The sequence below is a fragment of the Amycolatopsis sp. NBC_00355 genome (genome assembly GCF_036104975.1).
Lineage (GTDB): Bacteria > Actinomycetota > Actinomycetes > Mycobacteriales > Pseudonocardiaceae > Amycolatopsis.
In genome coordinates, this window is the sequence record NZ_CP107982.1 from 1,232,812 (window position 1) to 1,253,172 (window position 20,361).

Here is a 20,361-nt window from a genome sequence, read left to right on the forward strand (position 1 = left end):
ACAGCCACGATGGGCGAGGGTTCATGGACAACGAAGAGAAGCTTCGGCACTTCCTCAAGCGCGTCACCGTGGAACTGCAGGAGACCCGCGAAAAGCTGCGCGAAGCCGAGACGGCGGAGCAGGAGCCGATCGCGATCGTCGGCCTGGGCTGCCGCTTCCCCGGCGGGGCCTCGAGTCCCGAGGCGCTGTGGGAGCTGCTGTCCGGCGGCCGCGACGCGATCACGGAGTTCCCGGACGACCGCGGCTGGGACGTCGACCGGCTGCACGACGCCGAAGGGAATACGCGCGGCACGTCGTATGTGCGGCACGGCGGGTTCCTGCACGACGCGGGTGACTTCGACCCCGCGTTCTTCGGCATCTCGCCGCGTGAAGCGCTGGTCATGGATCCGCAGCAGCGGCTGATGCTGGAGATCTCGTGGGAGGCCATCGAGCGCGCCGGGATCGACCCGGCCGCGCTGCGCGGCTCGTCGACCGGGGTGTTCACCGGCACGAACTTCCAGGACTACATCCACCTCGCGGCCAGCGCGGCCGAAGGCGCCGAGGACTACCTGTCCACGGCGAACGCCTCCAGCGTGCTGTCCGGGCGGGTCGCGTACGCACTCGGCCTCGAGGGTCCCGCGATCACCGTCGACACCGCGTGCTCGGCGTCGCTGGTCGCGATGCACCTGGCCGCGCACGCGCTGCGCCGCGGCGACTGCTCGCTGGCCCTGGCCGGCGGCGCGACGATCATGGCCACCCCGACGTTGTTCATCGCCTTCAGCCGCCAGCGCGGCCTCGCACCCGACGGCCGCTGCCGCTCGTTCGCCGCCGGCGCCGAGGGCACCGGCTGGGGCGAGGGCGCCGGCGTCCTCGTCCTGGAACGGCTGTCCGACGCCGAACGCAACGGCCACCGCATCCTCGCGGTCATGCGGGGGAGCGCGGTCAACCAGGACGGCGCGTCCAACGGCCTGACCGCCCCGAGCGGACCGGCGCAGGAACGCGTGATCCGGGCGGCGCTCGCCGGTGCCGGGCTCACCCCGGCCGACGTCGACGCCGTCGAGGCCCACGGCACCGGCACCACCCTCGGCGACCCGATCGAGGCCCGCGCCCTGGCCGCCACCTACGGGCGCGACCGCACCGGCGAGCCGCTGTGGCTCGGTTCGGTGAAGTCGAACCTGGGTCACACCCAGGCCGCCGCCGGCGTCGCCGGCGTGCTGAAGATGGTGCTCGCCCTGCAGCACGGCGTGCTGCCCGAGACCCTCGGCGTCGACGCACCGACCCCGGCCCTCGACTGGGACTCCAGCGGTCTGGCCCTGGTCACCGGCACCCGCGCGTGGCCGGAGACCGGCCGTCCGCGCCGCGCCGGCGTCTCGTCGTTCGGCCTCAGCGGCACCAACGCCCACATCATCCTGGAACAGGCCCCGGCGATCCCCGAGCGGGAGTCCTCGCCGGACGTCCGCGTCCCGGGCGTGCTGAACTGGCCCCTGGCGGGCAAGAACGCGGCCGGGCTGCGGGCCCAGGCCGCGCGTCTGCTGTCCTTTGTGGACGGAGAGGTCGCGCCACTGGACCTCGCGTACTCGCTCGGCACCACCCGGGCCGCGCTGCCGCACCGCGCGGTCGTCACCGGCGCCGGGCTCGACGACCTCCGCCGAGGTCTGGCCGCTCTCGCCGCCGGGAACGGCACCACCAGTGTCGCCGCCTCGGGCGCCGTCGCGTTCTTGTTCACCGGCCAAGGCGCCCAGCGCGTCGGTATGGGAACCGAGCTGTACCAGGCGTTCCCGGTGTTCGCCCAGGCCTGGGACGCCGCGTGCGCCCACCTCGACCCGGCGCTCACCGACGTCGTCCGCGGCACCGGGAACCTCGACGACACCCAGTACGCGCAGGCCGGCCTGTTCGCGCTGGAAGTCGCGTTGTTCCGGCTCGCCGAGTCGTGGGGCCTGCGCCCGGACTACCTGCTCGGCCACTCCGTCGGCGAGATCGCCGCGGCCCACGTCGCCGGCGTGTTCTCCCTCGAGGACGCCGGTGTGCTCGTCTCGGCCCGCGGCCGGCTCATGCAGGAGCTCCCGGCCGGCGGCGCGATGCTCGCCGCCGAGATCCCTGAAGCCGAGGCCCTCGAACTGATCGCCGGCCGCGAAGCCGCGGTCTCGCTGGCCGCGATCAACGGCCCGGACTCCGTCGTGCTCTCCGGCGACGAGTCCGCCATCGACGAGCTCGCCGCCGAGCTGACCGCGCGCGGCCGCCGGACCAAGCGCCTGCGCGTCAGCCACGCCTTCCACTCGCCACTGATGGAGCCGATGCTCGGCGAGTTCGCCGCGGTAGCTCGGGGGATCACCTACGGCGAGGCGCGCATCCCGGTCGTCTCGAACCGCACGGGCCGCGTCGCGACGCCGGGTGAACTGCAGGACCCGGCGTACTGGGTTTCGCACGTCCGCGAAGCCGTCCGCTTCGGCGACGGTGTCCGGTGGCTGGCCGAACGCGACGTCACCCGGTTCGTCGAACTCGGGCCGGACGGCGTGCTCAGCGCGATGGCCCAGCAGACCGTGAGCGACGACGTCCGCTGCGTCCCGCTGCTGCGGTCCGGCCGGCCGGAGGAGCAGACCGCTGCCACGGCGGTCGCGGCGCTGCACGTCGCCGGGGTTCCCGTGGACTGGGCCGGGTTCTACGCCGGCACCGGCGCCGAGCGGATGGACCTGCCGACCTACGCGTTCCAGCACGAGCGTTACTGGCCCGAGGCGACGCCGCCGGGCGCGGCGGCCACCGACCCGGCCGGCCTCGGCCTCACCGCGGCCGGGCACCCGCTGCTCGGCACCGCGATCGGCCTGGCCGACGGCGAGGGGTACCTGTTCACCGGCCGGCTCACCGCGGCGGCCACGCCGTGGCTCGCCGACCACGTCATCATGGGCTCGATCCTGTTGCCGGGCACGGCGTTCCTGGAGCTGGCCGTGCGCGCCGGCGACAGCGTCGGCTGCCCGCAGGTCGCCGAACTGACCCTCGAAGCGCCGCTGGTCGTGCCGGAGCGTGGCGGGGTGCGGCTGCAGCTGATCGTCGGCGCGGCCGACCACGCCGGCCGCCGCCCGATCACCGTCCACTCGCGACTCGACGACGAACCCGAGGACACGGCCTGGGAGCGCCACGCCAGCGGCGTCCTGGCTCCGGGGGAGCCGGTCACGGTCCCGGCCGCGGAGGCCTGGCCGCCCGCCGGTGCCGACGAGATCGACATCACCGGCTTCTACGACGGCCTCGCCTCCGTCGGGTTCGGCTACGGGCCGGCGTTCCAGGGCCTGGAACGCGTCTGGCGCCGCGGCGACGAGGTGTTCGCCGAAGTCTCGCGTCCGCGTCAGGCGACCGCCGCCGACTCCTACGGCCTGCACCCCGCGCTGCTCGACGCCGCCCTGCACGCGCTGGGCGCGGCGGGCCGGGCCGAGGACGCGGACCGCCTGCTGCCCTTCGCGTGGTCCGGCGTCACCCTGCACGCCGCCGGCGCGTCCGCGCTGCGCGTCCGGATCGACGCGACCAACCCGGTTTCGGTCTCCCTGAACGTCTCCGACGCCGCCGGCGAGCCCGTGGCGACCGTGGATTCGCTCGCCCTGCGGCCGGTTGCCGCGAGCACCAGCCGCAAGGCGCGTCATGAATCCCTCTTCACGGTCGAGTGGGTCTCTGTTCCGGCCGGTGCGGCCCCCGCCGTCGCGGACTGGCCCGCGCTCGGCGACGACTTCGGCACCGAGATCCCGTTCCACTTCCGCTACACCCCGGTCGTGCCGGACGGGGAAACCCCCGACGCGGTCCGGGAAGCCGTCCACACGGCCCTGCGCACGGTCCAGGACTGGCTGGCCGACGAGCGGTTCGCCCGCTCCCGGCTGGTCGTCGTGACCCACGGCGACCTCGTCACGGCACCGCTGTGGGGTCTGCTGGGCTCGGCCCAGGCCGAGCAGCCGGACCGTATCACCCTGGTCGAGCTGGACGACGACCCCGCGTCCGCGGAGCTGCTGAGCGCCGCGGTGGCGCTGGGCGAGCCCAAGATCGCCATCCGCGAAGGAAAGCTGTGCGTGCCCCGGCTCGCGCGCGCCGCCGTCACCACCGATGCGACCCCGGTGTTCGACGAGACGTCGACGGTGCTCGTCACCGGTGGCCTCGGCGGGCTCGGCGGCCAGGTCGCCCGGCACCTCGTCACCGAACACGGCGTCCGCCGGCTGCTGCTGCTCGGCCGCCGCGGCCCGGACACCCCGGGCGCCGACCGCCTGTGCGCCGACCTCGCCGAACTGGGCGCCGACGCCACGGCGATCGCGTGCGACGTCGCCGACCGCGACGCTCTGACCGCGGTGTTCGCCGACCACGAGATCACGGCCGTCGTCCACACGGCGGGTGTCCTCGCCGACGCGACCTTCCCGTCACTCACCGGCGAGCAGGTCGACGCCGTCCTGCGGCCCAAGGTCGACGCCGCCTGGCACCTCCACGAACTGACCGCCGACCGCCCCGGCGTCACGGCGTTCGTGCTCTTCTCGTCCGTCGCCGGGGTCTTCGGCGCGGCCGGGCAGGGCAACTACGCCGCCGCCAACGCCTTCCTCGACGCCCTCGCCGACCACCGCCGCACACAAGGACTTCCGGCCGTCTCGCTGGCTTGGGGCGCGTGGGCGCCCTGGGAGTCCGAGGGCGGCAATCTCGGCATGGCCGGCACCCTCGCGGACGCCGACATCGAGCGGATGACCCGCGCCGGCACGCCCCCGCTCGCCCTCGACCAGGCGCTGAGCCTGTTCGACGCCGCGCTCGGCGCCGACGACGCCCTGCTCGCCCCGGTCCGCCTCGACCTCGACACGCTCTCGGGCGCACCGGAAGTCCCGCCGCTGCTGCGACGCCTGGTGCGCGGCTCGGCCCGCCGCCGTCCGAAGGCGGACTCGGGCCTCACCGCCCGGCTCGCCGCGCTGGCCCCGGCCGACCGGCAGCGCGCGCTCGTCGACCTGGTGCGCACGCACGTCGTCGGCCTGCTCGGGTACAGCTCGATCAGCCAGGTCGAACCCGCCCAGTCGTTCGCCGACCTCGGTTTCGACTCGCTGTCGGCGGTCGAGCTGCGCAACGCCGTGCAGGCCGAGACCGGTCTGCGGCTGCCCGCGACACTCGTCTTCGACTACCCGACCGTCCTCGCCCTGGCCCGCCACCTGCACGACGAACTCGTCGGCTCCCTCGGCTCCCTGGATGCCGTCGACCGGACGCCGGTGCGCACCGCGGCCGCCGTCGAGTCCGACCCCGTCGTCATCGTGTCGATGGGCTGCCGCTACCCAGGCGGCATCACGTCGCCGGACGAGCTGTGGGACTTCGTGGTCGGCGACGGCGACGGCATCTCGCGCTTCCCCGGCGACCGCGGCTGGCCCGTCGACGCCATCTACCACCCCGACCCCGACCACGCGGGCACCAGCTACACCCGCGACGGCGGCTTCCTCGACGACGTCGCGGGCTTCGACCCCGGCTTCTTCGGCATCTCGCCGCGTGAAGCCCTGGCGATGGACCCGCAGCAGCGCCAGCTGCTGGAGACGTCGTGGGAGGCCCTGGAACGCGCCGGGATCCGGCCGAGCACCCTGCGCGGCAGCCGGACCGGCGTCTACGCCGGGATCATGTACCACGACTACCTCGGCGCGAACGTCGAGTTCCCGGCCGACTCGCTCGGGTACCTCGGCACCGGCAACGCGGGCAGCGTGCTGTCCGGCCGCATCTCCTACGTCTTCGGGCTGGAAGGCCCGTCGGTCACCGTCGACACCGCGTGCTCGTCTTCGCTGGTCGCGCTGCACATGGCGGCGACCGCCCTGCAACGCGGCGAGTGCGAGCTGGCCCTGGCCGGCGGCGTCACCGTGATGGCCACGCCCGGCACGTTCATCGACTTCAGCCGCCAGCGCGGCCTCGCCGCCGACGGCCGCTGCAAGTCCTATGCGGACAGTGCCGACGGCGTCGGCTGGTCCGAGGGCGTCGGCGTCCTCGTGCTGGAGCGGCTGTCCGACGCACGCCGCAACGGTCATCCCGTGCTCGCCGTGGTCCGCGGCTCCGCGGTCAACTCCGACGGCGCGTCCAACGGCCTCACCGCCCCGAACGGCCCGTCGCAGCAGCGGGTCATCCGCCAGGCGCTCGGCGCCGCCGGGCTGACGCCGTCCGAAGTGGACGTCGTCGAAGGCCACGGCACCGGCACCACCCTCGGCGACCCGATCGAAGCCCAGGCCCTGCTGGCCACCTACGGCCAGGAACGCGACGAGTTCCAGCCGCTGCTGCTCGGCTCGGTCAAGTCCAACCTCGGCCACACCCAGGCCGCCGCCGGCGTCGCGGGCGTGATCAAGTCCGTGCTCGCCATGCGCGCCGGCATCGTCCCGAAGAGCCTGCACATCGACGCGCCGTCGTCCCACGTGGACTGGACGGCCGGCGACATCCAGCTCGTGACGGACACCCGGCCGTGGCCGGAGACCGGCCGCCCACGCCGGGCCGCCGTGTCGTCTTTCGGCATCAGCGGCACCAACGCCCACGTCGTGCTGGAGCAGGCCCCGGCCGCCGAACCGGCGCCCGCGGTGACCCGGGACGACCGGCCCGCGCCGTGGCTGCTGGCCGCCCGCACCCCGGAAGCCCTGCGCGCCCAAGCCGAACGGCTCCTGACCGCGGTCGGCGACGCCGACGCCCGGGACGTCGCGTGGTCACTGGCCACCACCCGCACCGCGTTCGAGTACCGCGCGGTGCTCACCGGCGACCCGGTCGCCGCGCTCACCGCCCTCGCGGCGGGGGAGGACGTGCCGACGCCGGCCACCCCGGGCGCGCGGACCGCGTTCCTGTTCACCGGCCAGGGCGCGCAGCGCGCCGGGGCCGGGCGTGAGCTGTACGAGCGGTTCCCGGCGTTCGCCGCCGCCGTCGAGGACGTCTGCGCGCACCTCGACCCGGAACTCGGGTTCTCCTTGCGGGAGCGCATGTTCGACGCCGACGCGTCGCTGGAGTCCACGGACGTCGCGCAGCCCGCGCTGTTCGCGATCGAGGTCGCGCTGTACCGCCTGCTGCGCTCCTGGGGCGTCACGCCGGACCTGCTGCTCGGCCACTCGATCGGCGAGCTGGCCGCGGCGCACGTCGCCGGGGTCTTCTCCCTCGCCGACGCGTCCCGCCTGGTGGCGGCGCGCGGCCGGTTGATGGCCGCGTTGCCCTCGGCCGGTGCGATGGTCGCGATCAACGCGACCGAAGAGGCGGTCGCCGGGGCGATCGAAGGCCGCGCCGGAGTGTCGATCGCCGCGGTCAACGGGCCGGAGTCGGTCGTCCTGTCGGGCGACGAGGACGCCGTCACGGAGATCACCGCGACCTTCGCCGAGGCCGGCCACCGGACCAGCCGGCTCAAGGTCAGCCACGCGTTCCACTCGCCGCTGATGGACCCGATGCTCGACGACTTCCGCGCGATCGCGGAGACGATCGAGTACGCCCCGGCCGAGGTGCCGGTGGTGTCGAACCTGACCGGCGCGATCGCCGGCGACGAGCTGGGCACCGCCGACTACTGGGTGCGCCACGTCCGCGAGGCCGTCCGGTTCGCCGACGGCGTCGCGGCCCTGGTCGCCGACGGCGTCACGGCGTTCCTCGAGGTCGGCCCGGCCGGCGTGCTCAGCGCCATGGCCGCCGCCGTCCTGCCCGCCGAAGCCGTCGCCGTCCCGGCCCTGCGCCGCGACCGCGAGGACATCGAGACGGTCGTCGACGCCCTCGGCGCGCTTCACCGGCACGGCGTCGACGTCGACTGGGACGCCTACTTCGTCGGCGGCCGCCAGCTCGCCCTGCCCACCTACGCCTTCCAGCACGAACGCTTCTGGCCGCGGATGGCCGTGCTGCCCGGCGACGTCGGCGCGATCGGCCTCGGCGCCGTCACGCACCCGCTGCTCGGCGGCGGCATCGAACTGCCCGAGTCGGGCGGCTTCCTGTTCACCGCCCGGGTTTCGCTCGCCACCCACCCGTGGCTGGCCGGGCACCGCATCGCCGGTTCCGTCCTGCTGCCCGGCACCGCGCTGCTCGAACTCGCGGTCTGCGCGGGCGACCAGCTCGGCTGCCCGGGCGTCGGCGAGCTGACCCTGGAAGCGCCGCTGGTGCTGGCCGACGAGACCGGCACCCACGTCCAGGTCGCCGTCGGCCCGCCCGACGAGGCGGGCGACCGGCCGGTCACCGTCTACTCGCGTCGCGAAGACGCCATCGACCAGCCGTGGACCCGGCACGCGAGCGGCACCCTGCAGGGCACCGCCGAACCCGCGCCGGAACCGGTCGGCCGCCCCGGCAACGCGGACGACGTGGACCTGACCGCGCTGTACGACGGCTTCGCCGACCAGGGCTTCGAGTACGGCCCGGCCTTCCGCGGCCTGACCGCCGCGTGGCGGCACGGCGAAGACGTCTACGCCGAAGTCCGGCTACCCGAGGACGAGCACGCCGACGCGGCCTCGTTCGGACTGCACCCCGCGCTGCTCGACGCCTGCCTGCACGCGACGTCGTTCAGCACCGCCGTCCGGCCCGGATCGCTGCCGTTCGCGTGGGAAGGCGTCTCCGTGCACGCGGCCGGCGCGACCTCGGTGCTCGTGCGGGTCTCGCCCGCCGGGGATGACGCGGTTGCCTTGCAGGTCACCGACTTCGACGGCACCCCCGTCGCGTCCGTGCGCTCGCTGGTACTGCGGCCGCTGCCGTCCGGCGCGGTCGACAACACCGCCGACCGGGACTCCCTGTTCCAGCTCGACTGGATCCCGTTCACCCCGGGCGCTCCCGAGACCGGCGCGGTCGCCGTCGCGGGTGTCGACCAGCTCGGCGTCGCCGGGGTCTTCCCGGACGCGGCGCGCGTCTCCGGTCCGCTCGCGTTCGACGGCGACGTCCCGCCGTTCGTCGTGTATCCGGTCGCCGGCGACGAGAACGCCGAGGTCGTCCAGGAAACGCACGAACTGACCACCCACGTCCTGGCCCTGCTGCAGGACTGGCTGGCCGACGAGCGGTTCGCCGCGGCGCGGCTGGTGCTCGTCACCCGCGGCGCGACGACCGGGGCGGACCTGCCCGCGGCCGCCGTCTGGGGCCTCGCCCGCACCGCCCAGGTCGAGCACCCGGGCCGGATCGTGCTCGTCGACCTCGACGGCACGGCCGAGTCCCTCGCTGCCCTGCCCTCGGCCCTCGGCACAGGCGAACCGCAGGTCACGCTGGTCGACGGCGACCTGCGCGCGGCCCGCCTCACCCGCGCGGAGCCGAGCTTTCCCTATGAAAGTGCGACGGCCTCACACGAACTTAACGGCTTGGGGGACCCCGACGGCACCGTTCTGATCACCGGTGGCACCGGCGGCCTCGGCGGGCTGCTGGCCCGCCACCTGGTCACCGAGCGCGGCGTCCGGCGTCTGCTGCTCGTCAGCCGTCGTGGCCTGGCCGCCGACGGCGCCCCCGAACTGGTCGCCGACCTCACCGAGGCCGGCGCCGACGTCGACGTGCGGTCCTGCGACATCGCCGACCGCGACGCGCTGCGAGCCCTCCTGGAAGGGATCCCGGCCGAGCACCCGCTGACCGCCGTCGTGCAGACCGCCGGTGTGCTCGACGACGGCGTCCTCGGGTCGCTGACCCCCGAGCGGCTCGCGACCGTGCTGCGCCCCAAGGTGGACGCGGCCTGGAACCTGCACGAGCTGACCCGCGACCTCGACCTCGCCGCGTTCGTCTCCTTCTCGTCGGTCGCCGGCACCTTCGGTGGCGCCGGGCAGGCCAACTACGCCGCCGCCAACGCCTTCCTCGACGCGCTCTCCCTGCGCCGCAACGGCGAAGGACGTCCGGCGCAGTCGCTGGGCTGGGGCCCGTGGGCCGCCGCGACCGGGATGACCCGGGCCCTGAGCGACGCCGACATCGAGCGGATGGCCCGGCTCGGCATGCCGGTGCTGCAGCCGGAGCAGAGCATCCGGCTGTTCGACCGCGCGCTGAGCACCGACCGCGCCGTGCTGCTGCCGGTGCGCCTCGACCTGCCGGTGATCCGGACCCAGCCGGAGATCCCGCCGCTGCTGCGCGGCCTGGTCCGGGTCTCCGGGCGCCGGCTCGCCGGCGGCGGACCGGCCGCCGCGGGCCTGGTGCGCCGCCTGGCCGGGCTGAGCGAACACGAGCGGGCCGAGGCCGTGCTCGACCTCGTGCGCGGCCAGGTCGCCCTGGTGCTCGGGCACGCCGACGCCGCCGCGATCCCGGCCGCGAAGACGTTCCAGGAGCTCGGGTTCGACTCCCTGACCGCCGTCGACCTGCGCAACAAGCTGACCGCCGCGTCCGGCGTCGCGCTGCCCGCCACGACCGTCTTCGACTACCCGACGATGACCGCGCTGGCCCGGCACCTGACCGGCCAGCTGGCCGGCGCGGACGACGACCACCAGGACGCCACACTCGCCGTGGCGGCCACGCTCGACGAGCCGATCGCGATCGTCGCGATGAGCTGCCGCTACCCGGGTGGCGTCACCACGCCCGAGCAGCTGTGGGAACTGGTCACCGGCGGCACCGACGCCATCACCGAGTTCCCGTCCGACCGCGGCTGGGACGTCGACTCCCTCTACGACCCCGACCCGGACCACCCCGGCACGTCCTACACGCGCCACGGCGGGTTCCTGCACGACGCCGCCGAGTTCGACGCCGCGTTCTTCGGGATGAGCCCGCGCGAAGCCGTCGCCACCGACACCCAGCAGCGGCTGCTGCTGGAGGTTTCGTGGGAGGCGATCGAACGGGCCGGCATCGACCCGCGTGTCCTGCGCGGCAGCCGGACCGGCGTGTTCGCCGGCGTGATGTACAACGACTACAACAGCCTCGTCTCCGGCGGTGACCTCGAGGCCTACCAGGGCAACGGCAGCGCGGGCAGCGTCGCCTCCGGCCGCGTCTCGTACGTGCTGGGCCTCGAAGGTCCCGCGGTCACCGTGGACACGGCGTGCTCCTCGTCGCTGGTCGCCCTGCACTGGGCGGCGCAGGCCCTGCGCAGCGGCGAGTGCACGCTCGCCCTGGCCGGCGGTGTCACCGTGATGTCCACCCCGGGCACGTTCGTCGGCTTCTCCCGCCAGCGCGGCCTCTCCGCCGACGGCCGCTGCAAGTCCTTCTCCGACGACGCCGACGGCGTCGGCTGGTCCGAAGGCGCCGGCATGCTGCTGCTGGAGCGCCTGTCCGACGCGCGCCGCAACGGCCACCCCGTGCTCGCCGTGGTGAAGGGGTCGGCGGTCAACTCCGACGGCGCGTCCAACGGCCTGACCGCTCCCAACGGCCCGTCGCAGCAACGCGTGATCCGCCAGGCCCTCGCGGCGTCCGGACTGTCCACTTCGGACGTCGACGTCGTCGAAGGCCACGGCACCGGGACCACGCTGGGCGACCCGATCGAGGCCCAGGCGCTGCTCGCGACCTACGGCCGCGACCGGGAAACCCCGCTGCTGCTGGGATCGGTCAAGTCCAACATCGGCCACACCCAGGCCGCCGCCGGCGTCGCCGGGATCATCAAGATGGTCGAGGCGCTGCGGCACGGCGTCGTCCCGCCGAGCCTGCACGCCGGCGAGGTGTCCACGCACGTCGACTGGGCCGCCGGCGACGTCGAGGTCGTCACCGGGAACCGCCCCTGGCCGGAGACCGGCCGGGCGCGCCGCGCGGCGGTGTCGTCGTTCGGCATCAGCGGCACCAACGCCCACACGATCATCGAGCAGGCCCCGGACACGAACCTGCCGGACGCGCCGCCGGACGCCGGGGTCGTGCCGTGGCCGCTGTCCGCGTTCACCGAACCCGCGCTGCGGGCGCAGGCCGCCCGGCTCGCCGAGCACGTCGCCGACGTGAACCGCGTCGACGCGGGCTACAGCCTCGCGACCGGCCGGACCGCGTTCGACCAGCGCGCGGTGGTGCTGTCCGAGCACCGCGGCGAACTCACTGCCGCGCTCGAAGCTCTGGCCGCGGGGGAGCCGCACCCGGCCGTCGTCACCGGCCAGGCGGACGAGACGGCGAAGCTCGCCGCCCTGTTCGCCGGGCAGGGCGCCCAGCGCCTCGGTATGGGCCGCCGGCTCTACGCCCGCTACCCCGCGTTCGCCCAGGCCTGGGACGCGGTCGTCGAGCTGCTGCCCGGCGACTGGGCCGGGATCGTCTGGGGCGAGGACTCCCGCGCACTGGCTGGCACCGCCTCCGCGCAGCCCGCGTTGTTCGCGCTCGAAGTGGCGCTCTACCGGCTCTTCGAGTCGTGGGGTGTGCGGCCGGACTACGTGCTCGGGCATTCGGTGGGGGAGATCGCGGCCGCGCACGTCGCGGGTGTGCTGTCCCTGGCCGACGCCTGCACGCTGGTCGGTGCCCGCGCTTCGCTGATGGGCGCGCTGCCGGCCGGCGGCGCGATGGTGTCCGTGCGGGCTACCGAAGAAGAAGTGCGCCCGCTCTTGGGCGAGGACGTCGCCATCGCGGCGGTCAACGGCCCCGAAGCCGTCGTGCTCGCGGGCACCGAAGAAGCCGTACTGGCCGTCGCCGCGCAGTTCGAGAAGACGACACAGCTCAAGGTGAGTCACGCGTTCCACTCGCCGCTGATGGACCCGATGCTCGACGAGTTCCGCGCGGTGGCCGAGTCGCTGACCTACGCGTCGCCGCAGATCCCGCTGATGTCGACGGTGACCGGCGAGCTGCTGGACGCCGTCGGTCCGGACCACTGGGTCGACAACGTCCGCCGCACGGTCCGCTTCGCCGACGGCGTCACGGCGCTGCACGGGCGCGGTGTCCGCGTGTTCGCGGAGTTCGGCCCGGACGGCGTCCTGTCGGCGATGACCGCCGGGACCCTCCCGTCCGACGTCGTCACGGTCCCGTTGCTGCGCAAGGAAACCCCGGAGCCGCGAGCCGCGCTCGCCGGGCTCGGTGGCCTGCACGTCACCGGCGTCCGGGTCGACTGGGCCGCGGTGCTGGCCGGTGGCCGGCGCACCGCACTGCCGACGTACGCGTTCCAGCGGGAACGTTTCTGGCCGAAGGGCGGCGCGACCCCACGCGGTGACGCCACGGCCGCGGGCCTCGGCGTCGGCGGGCACCCGATGGTCGGCGCCGTGGTGCGCCCGGCCGGTTCGGGCGAGATCCTGCTGACCAGCCGCCTGTCCGTGTCCGGGCACCCGTGGCTGGCCGGGCACGTCGTCGGCGGCAGCGTGGTGCTGCCCGGCACGGTCTTCGCCGAACTCGCCCTGCGGGCCGGCGACGAAGCCGGGACGCCGTGCCTGGAAGAACTCACCCTCACCGCGCCCCTGGTCCTGCCCGAGCGTGGCGGCGTCCAGGTGCAGCTGCGTGTGGCCGAGCCGGCCGGCGACGGACGTCGCGCGCTCACCGTCCACTCGCGACCGGAGACCGCCGACGACCTGGCGTGGATCCAGCACGCCACGGGCGTGTTCGGGCCCGCACGCCCGGCGACGGCGTTCGACGCCGCGGAGTGGCCGCCCGCCGGCGCCGTCGAGGTCGACCTCGACGGCCACTACGAGCGCCTCACCGACGCCGGTCTGGCCTACACCGGCGCGTTCCGCGGCCTGACCGCCGCGTGGCAGCTCGGCGACGACGTCTTCGCCGACGTCGCGCTCCCGAGAGACGAGGCAGGGGAGGCGGGCGCGTTCGGCCTGCACCCGGCCCTGCTCGACGCCTGCCTGCACGCGATCGGCTTGCTGGGTAACGAAAGCGGCGCCGCCGAGCTGCCGTTCGCCTGGGAAGGCGTCCAGCTGCACGCGACCGGCGCGGCGAACGTCCGGGTCCGGATCTCCCGGTCCGGCGCGGGCGTCGCGATCGCCGTCGCCGACCCGGCCGGGCAGCCGGTCGCGGAGGCCGCGTCGCTGCGGCTGCGCCCGCTGACCGCGTCCCGTCCCGGCCCGGTGGGCCAGGAACACCTGTACCGGCTCACCTGGACCCCGGTGACCGCGGAGCCGTCCGGCTTCGCCACGGCCGGTGTCCTGGGCGACACGACAGAACTCCTGACCACGGCCGGAATCGAGACGGTCTTCGCCGACGTCGAAGCGGCCGCCGCGGCTGCACCGAACCTGGTCGTCCTTCCGCTTCTGGATCACGCGGGCGACGACGCGGCCGAGTGGGCCCGTGCGCTGACCTCCCGCACCCTCGCCGTCCTGCAGGAGTGGCTGGCCGAGGATCGGCTGCGGGACACCCGGCTCGTCATCCTCACCCGCGGGGCCACCGACAGTGACCCCGCCGCGGCGGCCGTCTGGGGTCTCGCGCGCTCGGCGCAGGCCGAGCACCCGGGCCGGATCACGCTGGTCGACCTCACCGACGACGCGGCCGGTCTGGTCGCCGCCCTTGGCACCGACGAACCGCAGGTCGTCCTGCGCGACGGAAAGGTGCACGGCGGCCGCCTCGCCCGCGTCGCCGTGGCCAAAGCGGCGGCTTTCGGCGATCCCGACGGGACCGTCCTGATCACCGGCGGCACCGGGGGACTGGGCGCGCTCTTCGCCCGGCACCTGGCCTCCGAGCACGGCATGCGCCGCCTGGTGCTGGTCAGCCGCAGCGGTGGCGACGTCGACGAGGTCACCGCGCTGGTCGCGGAACTCGCCGCGCACGGCACCGAAGCGACCGTCGCCGCGTGCGACGTCGCCGACCGCGACGCCCTCGCCACGCTGCTCGCCGGCATCCCCGCCGAGCACCCGCTGACCGCCGTTGTGCACAGCGCGGGCGTCGTCGACGACGGCGTCCTGGACTCGCTGACCGCCGAGCGCTTCGACCGCGTGCTGCGGCCGAAGGCCCAGGGCGCGTGGAACCTGCACGAGCTGACCAAGGACCTCGGCCTGACGTCGTTCGTGGTCTTCTCCTCCGTCGCCGGCACCGTCGGCACCGCGGGCCAGGCGAACTACGCCGCGGCGAACGCGTTCCTCGACGCGCTCGCCCGCCGCCGTCACGCCGAAGGCCTGCCGGCCACCTCGCTCGCCTGGGGCCCGTGGGCCGCCGGCAGCGGCATGACGAGCGCGTTGACCGACGCCGACCTCGCGCGGATGGCCCGCGCCGGCACCCCGGCCATCCCGGCCGAGCTGGGCACGCGGCTGTTCGACGCGGCCCTGGCCGCCGGCGTGCCCGACCTGGCGCCGGTCCACCTCGATCTGCCCGTGCTGCGGGCCATGGGCGAGGTCCCGCCGATCCTGCGCGGCCTGATCCGCGTCCCGCTGCGCCGGTCCGCCGCCGCGGCGGGTGGTGAGGCCGCGGTCGGTCTCGTCCGCCGCCTCGGCGCGCTCGACGAAGCCGGGCGCGTCCGGGCCCTGCGCGAGCTGATCACCGCGCAGGTCGCCCAGGTCCTCGGGCACGCCGACACCGGCGGGCTCGACGCCGACCAGACGTTCCAGCAGCTCGGCTTCGACTCCCTGACCGCCCTCGAGCTGCGCAACCGGCTCGACGGCGCGACCGGCGTCCGGCTCAGCGCCACCGCGGTGTTCGACTACCCGACCATCGCCGCGCTCGGCGGGCACCTCCTCGAAGCGCTGCTCGGCTCCGGCGCGGTCACCGACGAGACCCCGGTGCCCGCCGCCGTGGCGGGCGACCCGATTGTCATCGTCGGCATGAGCTGCCGGTTCCCGGGCGGGGTTTCCTCGCCCGAAGACCTGTGGCAGCTGCTGACCGAAGAGCGGGACGCGATCACCGCGTTCCCGGCCAACCGCGGCTGGGACATCGCCTCGCTCTACCACCCGGACCCCGACAACCCCGGCACGACCTACACCCGCGAAGGCGGCTTCCTGCACAACGCGGGGGAGTTCGACCCGGAGTTCTTCGGGATGAACCCGCGCGAGGCGCTGGCCACCGACGCCCAGCAGCGGCTGCTGCTGGAGACCGGCTGGGAGGCCGTCGAGGGCGCCGGGATCGACCCGGCCACCCTGCGCGGCAGCCGCACCGGCGTGTTCGTCGGCGTGATGTACAACGACTACGGCCTGACGCTGAACCACATGGCCGACACCGACGGCTACGAGAGCAACGGCAGCTCGCCGAGCGTCGCCTCGGGCCGGGTCGCCTACACCTTCGGCTTCGAAGGCCCGACCCTGACCGTCGATACGGCGTGCTCGTCGTCGCTGGTCACCCTGCACCTGGCCGCGCAGGCCCTGCGCAACGGCGAGTGCGGGCTGGCGCTGGCCGGCGGCGCGACCGTGATGGCCACGCCCGGCACGTTCGTCGGGTTCAGCCGCCAGCGCGGCCTCGCCACCGACGGCCGCTGCAAGGCGTTCTCCGACGACGCCGACGGCCTGGGCTTCGCCGAGGGCGTCGGGATGCTGCTGCTGGAGCGGATGTCCGACGCGCGGCGCAACGGCCACGAGATCCTCGCGGTCGTCCGCGGCTCGGCGATCAACTCCGACGGCGCGTCCAACGGCCTCACCGCGCCCAACGGACCCGCGCAGCAGCGGGTGATCCGCCAGGCGCTCGCCGCGTCCGGACTGTCCACTTCGGACATCGACGCGATCGAAGCGCACGGCACCGGCACCAAGCTCGGCGACCCGATCGAGGCGCAGGCGCTCATCGCCACCTACGGCCGCGACCGCGAGAACCCGCTGCCGATCGGCTCGGTCAAGTCCAACATCGGGCACACGCAGGCCGCCGCCGGCGTGGCCGGGATCATCAAGATGGTCCTCGCCATGCGCCACGGCGTCCTCCCGCGCTCCCTGCACGCCGCCACCCCGTCGTCCCACGTGGACTGGCAGGACAGCGGCGTCGAGGTGCTGTCGCAGGCCCGGCCGTGGCCGGACGCCGGGCGGGTGCGCCGCGCGGCGGTGTCGTCGTTCGGCATCAGCGGCACCAACGCCCACACGGTGCTCGAAGCCGCCCCCGCGCCGGTGCCCGTGCCCGTGCCGGAGACACCCCCGGCGATCGTGCCGTGGGTGCTCTCGGGCCGGACGTCGGCCGCGCTGCGCGGCCAGGCCGAACGGCTGCTGGCGCACCTGCCCGAGCACGCCGGCGCGGCCACCATCGGCCGCGCGCTGGCCGGCCGGTCGGCGTTCCCGCACCGGGCCGTCCTGGTCGGCGAGGACCGTGCGGGCCTGACGGCCGCGCTCGCCGCCGTCGCCGCCGGTGAGGCCGCCCCGGACGTCGTGACCGGCCGCACCTTCGGCACCCGCGCCCCGGCGTTCGTCTTTCCGGGTCAGGGCTCGCAGTGGGCCGGGATGGCCCGCGATCTCCTGGCCGCGTCGCCGGTGTTCGCCGGGACGATGGCCGAGTGCGCCGCGGCCCTGTCGGAGTTCGTCGACTGGTCGCTGCTCGAAGTCCTGGAGGACGACGAGGCCTTGCAAGAGGTCGACATCGTCCAGCCCGCGCTGTGGGCGGTGATGGTGTCGCTGGCCGCGCTGTGGCGTGAGTTCGGCGTCGAGCCGGCCGCCGTGGTCGGGCACTCGCAGGGTGAGATCGCCGCGGCCTGTGTCGCCGGTGCCCTGAGCCTGTCCGACGGCGCCCGGGTAGTTGCCCTGCGCAGTCGCTTGATCCGGCAGAAGCTCGCCCGCACCGGTGTGATGCTGTCGGTGGTGGCGCCGGTCGACGACGTCCGCGAGCTGCTCGCCGACCTCGGTGACGAAGTCTCGATCGCCGCGGTCAACGGGCCGAAGCTGATCACCGTCTCCGGCGACGAAGGCGCGTTGACCGCGTTGGAGAAGCGACTGTCGGCCGCCGGCATGATGCGCTGGCGCCTGGTCGGGGTGAACTTCGCCGCGCACTCGCCGCAGGTGGAACTGCTCGAAGACGACCTGCTGGAGCAGCTGGCGCCGATCACGCCGCGCAGCAGCACCGTGCGGTTCTACTCCTCGGTGACCGGCGGGCTGCTGGACACCGCCGAGCTGGACGCCCGGTACTGGTACCGCAACATCCGCCAGACCGTGCTGTTCGGCGACGCGTCCGCCGCGATGGTGGCCGACGGGACCGCGGCGTTCATCGAACCCAGCCCGAGCCCGGTGCTGAAGATGGCGCTGGAGCAGACCATGGACCCCACCGGCGAGCCGCTGGTGTTCCAGGAGACCCTGCGCACCGGCGAGGGCGACTGGCGCCGGATGGTGACCGCGGTCGCCGGGGCGCACGCCCAGGGCGTCACCATCGACTGGCGCGCCCACTTCGAGCGCGCCGGCGTCACCGCCGGTGTCCCACTGCCGACGTACGCCTTCCAGCGCAAGAACTACTGGCCCGAGGCCCAGCCGAAGGCCGCGCCCGAGGCGGGGGAGAGCGCCGCCGACGCGCGGCTGTGGAGCACGGTCGCCGCCGCCGACGTCGACACCCTGGCTTCGGTGCTGGACGTCGACCGGACGGCGCTCGATTCGGTCCTGCCCGCGCTGACGTCCTGGCGGGAGAAGCTGCGCAGCGACGCCGCGATCGACCGCTGGTGGTACCGGATCGACTGGACGCCGCTCAAAGTGCCGGCGGAAGCGGCGGCGCCGAGCCGGTGGCTGGCCGTCGTCGCGGAGGGCACCGAGGACCAGTCGTGGGTCGGGCAGGTGCTCGGCGCGCTGCCCGGTGCTGTCACGGTGCTGCCGGTCGCCGAACCCGACCCGACGGTCCTCGCGGCCCGGATCGACGCCCTGCCGGGCGAGTTCGACGGCGTCGTCTCGCTGCTGGCCCTGCGTTCGGAACCGCTGCCGGGCGCGCCGACGGCCCCGGCCGGGATGACCCTCACCGCCGTCCTGGTCCAGGCGCTCATCAAGGAGTCCGACCGGTTCGCGGCCGGCGTCCGGCTGTGGTGCCTGACGCGCGAGGCGCTGGGCGTCGAGGACCATCCGGCGGCGGCGGACACCGTCGAACAGGCCGCCGTCTGGGGCTTCGGCCGCACCGTCGCCCTGGAGCTGTCCGCGGCTTGGGGCGGCATGGTCGACCTCACGGCCGAACCGAGCGAAGGCGACCTGAAGAACCTGCCGCTGGTGCTCGCCGGGATCGACGGCGAGGACCAGGTGTGCCTGCGGTCCGGCCGGATCCTCGGCCGGCGGCTGCGCCGCACCACCGCGGCCGAGACCCCGGTGATCACCCCGGCCCTGGCCGGGCCCGGCACCGTCCTGATCACCGGCGGCACCGGCGCGCTCGGTTCGGAGACGGCGCGCTGGCTCGCCGACGCCGGCGTCAAGCGGCTGGTGCTGACCAGCCGCCGCGGCCCGGACGCGCCGGGCGCCGCCGAGCTCGTCGAGGAGCTGGCCGGGCGGGGCGCCGAGGCGTCCGTCGTGGCCTGCGACGTCGCCGAGCGCGACCAGCTCGCCGCGCTGCTCGACGCGATCCCGGACGAGCACCCGCTGCGGGGTGTCGTCCACTCGGCCGGGGTCCCGCAGGGCGGCGCCGACGTCGTCGCCCTGACTCTCGACGACGTCGAAGCCGTCCTCAAGTCCAAGGTGGCCGGAGCGCGGCTGCTCGACGAGCTGGTCGGGGACCGGGAGCTCGACTTCTTCGTGCTGTACTCATCGGTCGCGGGCATGCTCGGCAGCGGCAAGCAGAGCGCCTACGCCGCGGCCAACGCCTACCTGAATGCGCTGGCCGAGGACCGGGTGCGCCGCGGGCTGCGCGGCACCTCGCTCGGCTGGGGGCTCTGGGGCGAGACCGGGATGGCGATGCAGGGCGACATGCTCGACCACATGCAGCGCCACGGGCTGGTCCCGCTGGCCCCGGCCGAGGCGATGACGGCGTTCGGCCGGGCCCTGGGCTTCCAGGGCTCCGTGCTGGCCGCGGACTTCGACTGGAACCGCTTCGCCCTGACGTTCACCCTGCCCCGCGAAAGCGCGCTGCTGCGCGAGCTGCCGGAGGTCCGGCAGGCACTCGGCGCGGACACGATCGTCGAACGCGACGCCGTCGTGGCCGAGGCGACCCTGCACGAGGAACTGGCCCACCTGGAGCCGGCGGAGCGGCGCGAGGCGCTGCTGACGCTGGTGCGGTCGGTGGCGGCCGAGCTGCTCGGTTACGGCGACGGGTCGGACATCGAGCCGTCGCAGGCGTTCCGGGAGATGGGCGTCGACTCGCTCGCCGCCGTCGAGGTCCGGAACGTGCTGGCCGAACGGACCGGCGTCCGGCTGCCGTCGACGCTGGTGTTCGACTACCCGACCGCGAACGCCATCGCCGGGCACCTCCACAGCGAGCTGTTCGGCGACCTCGACGACGGTCCGCTCTCCGAGGAGGAGACCCGCGTCCGGAAGTTCCTGGCGGCGGTCTCGTTCGACCAGCTCCGCTCGCTGGGCCTGATGGACCTGCTGGTGGAGGCGGTCGACCGGTCGGAGCGGACCTACGACGAGGAATCCGCGGCGGAGACCGGCGACGACGGCGATATCGGCGACATGGATGCGGACGATCTCGTCCGCTTCGTGCTGGGCGGACAGGACTGAGAGCAGCGGGTCTAGGCCGGATGGCGGCCCCGGGGACGGGCAACAACTAGACGTTTCCGGGTCTGCCGTGCGGTTGACTCACTCGCCAAGAAGGACGTTCGCCCGCCGCCGGTCCAGAGGAGAA

1 protein-coding gene is annotated in these 20,361 nt (G+C 74.6%); it reads left to right on the top strand.

The window, feature by feature from the left end; all coding sequences use genetic code 11:
- The first annotated feature begins 23 nt into the window (after positions 1-23).
- Positions 24-20,237 (top strand): type I polyketide synthase, encoded by a 20,214-nt coding sequence (locus OHS18_RS05045; protein ID WP_328616113.1) that lies wholly within the window; start codon positions 24-26, stop codon positions 20,235-20,237.
- Positions 20,238-20,361: the final 124 nt, after the last annotated feature.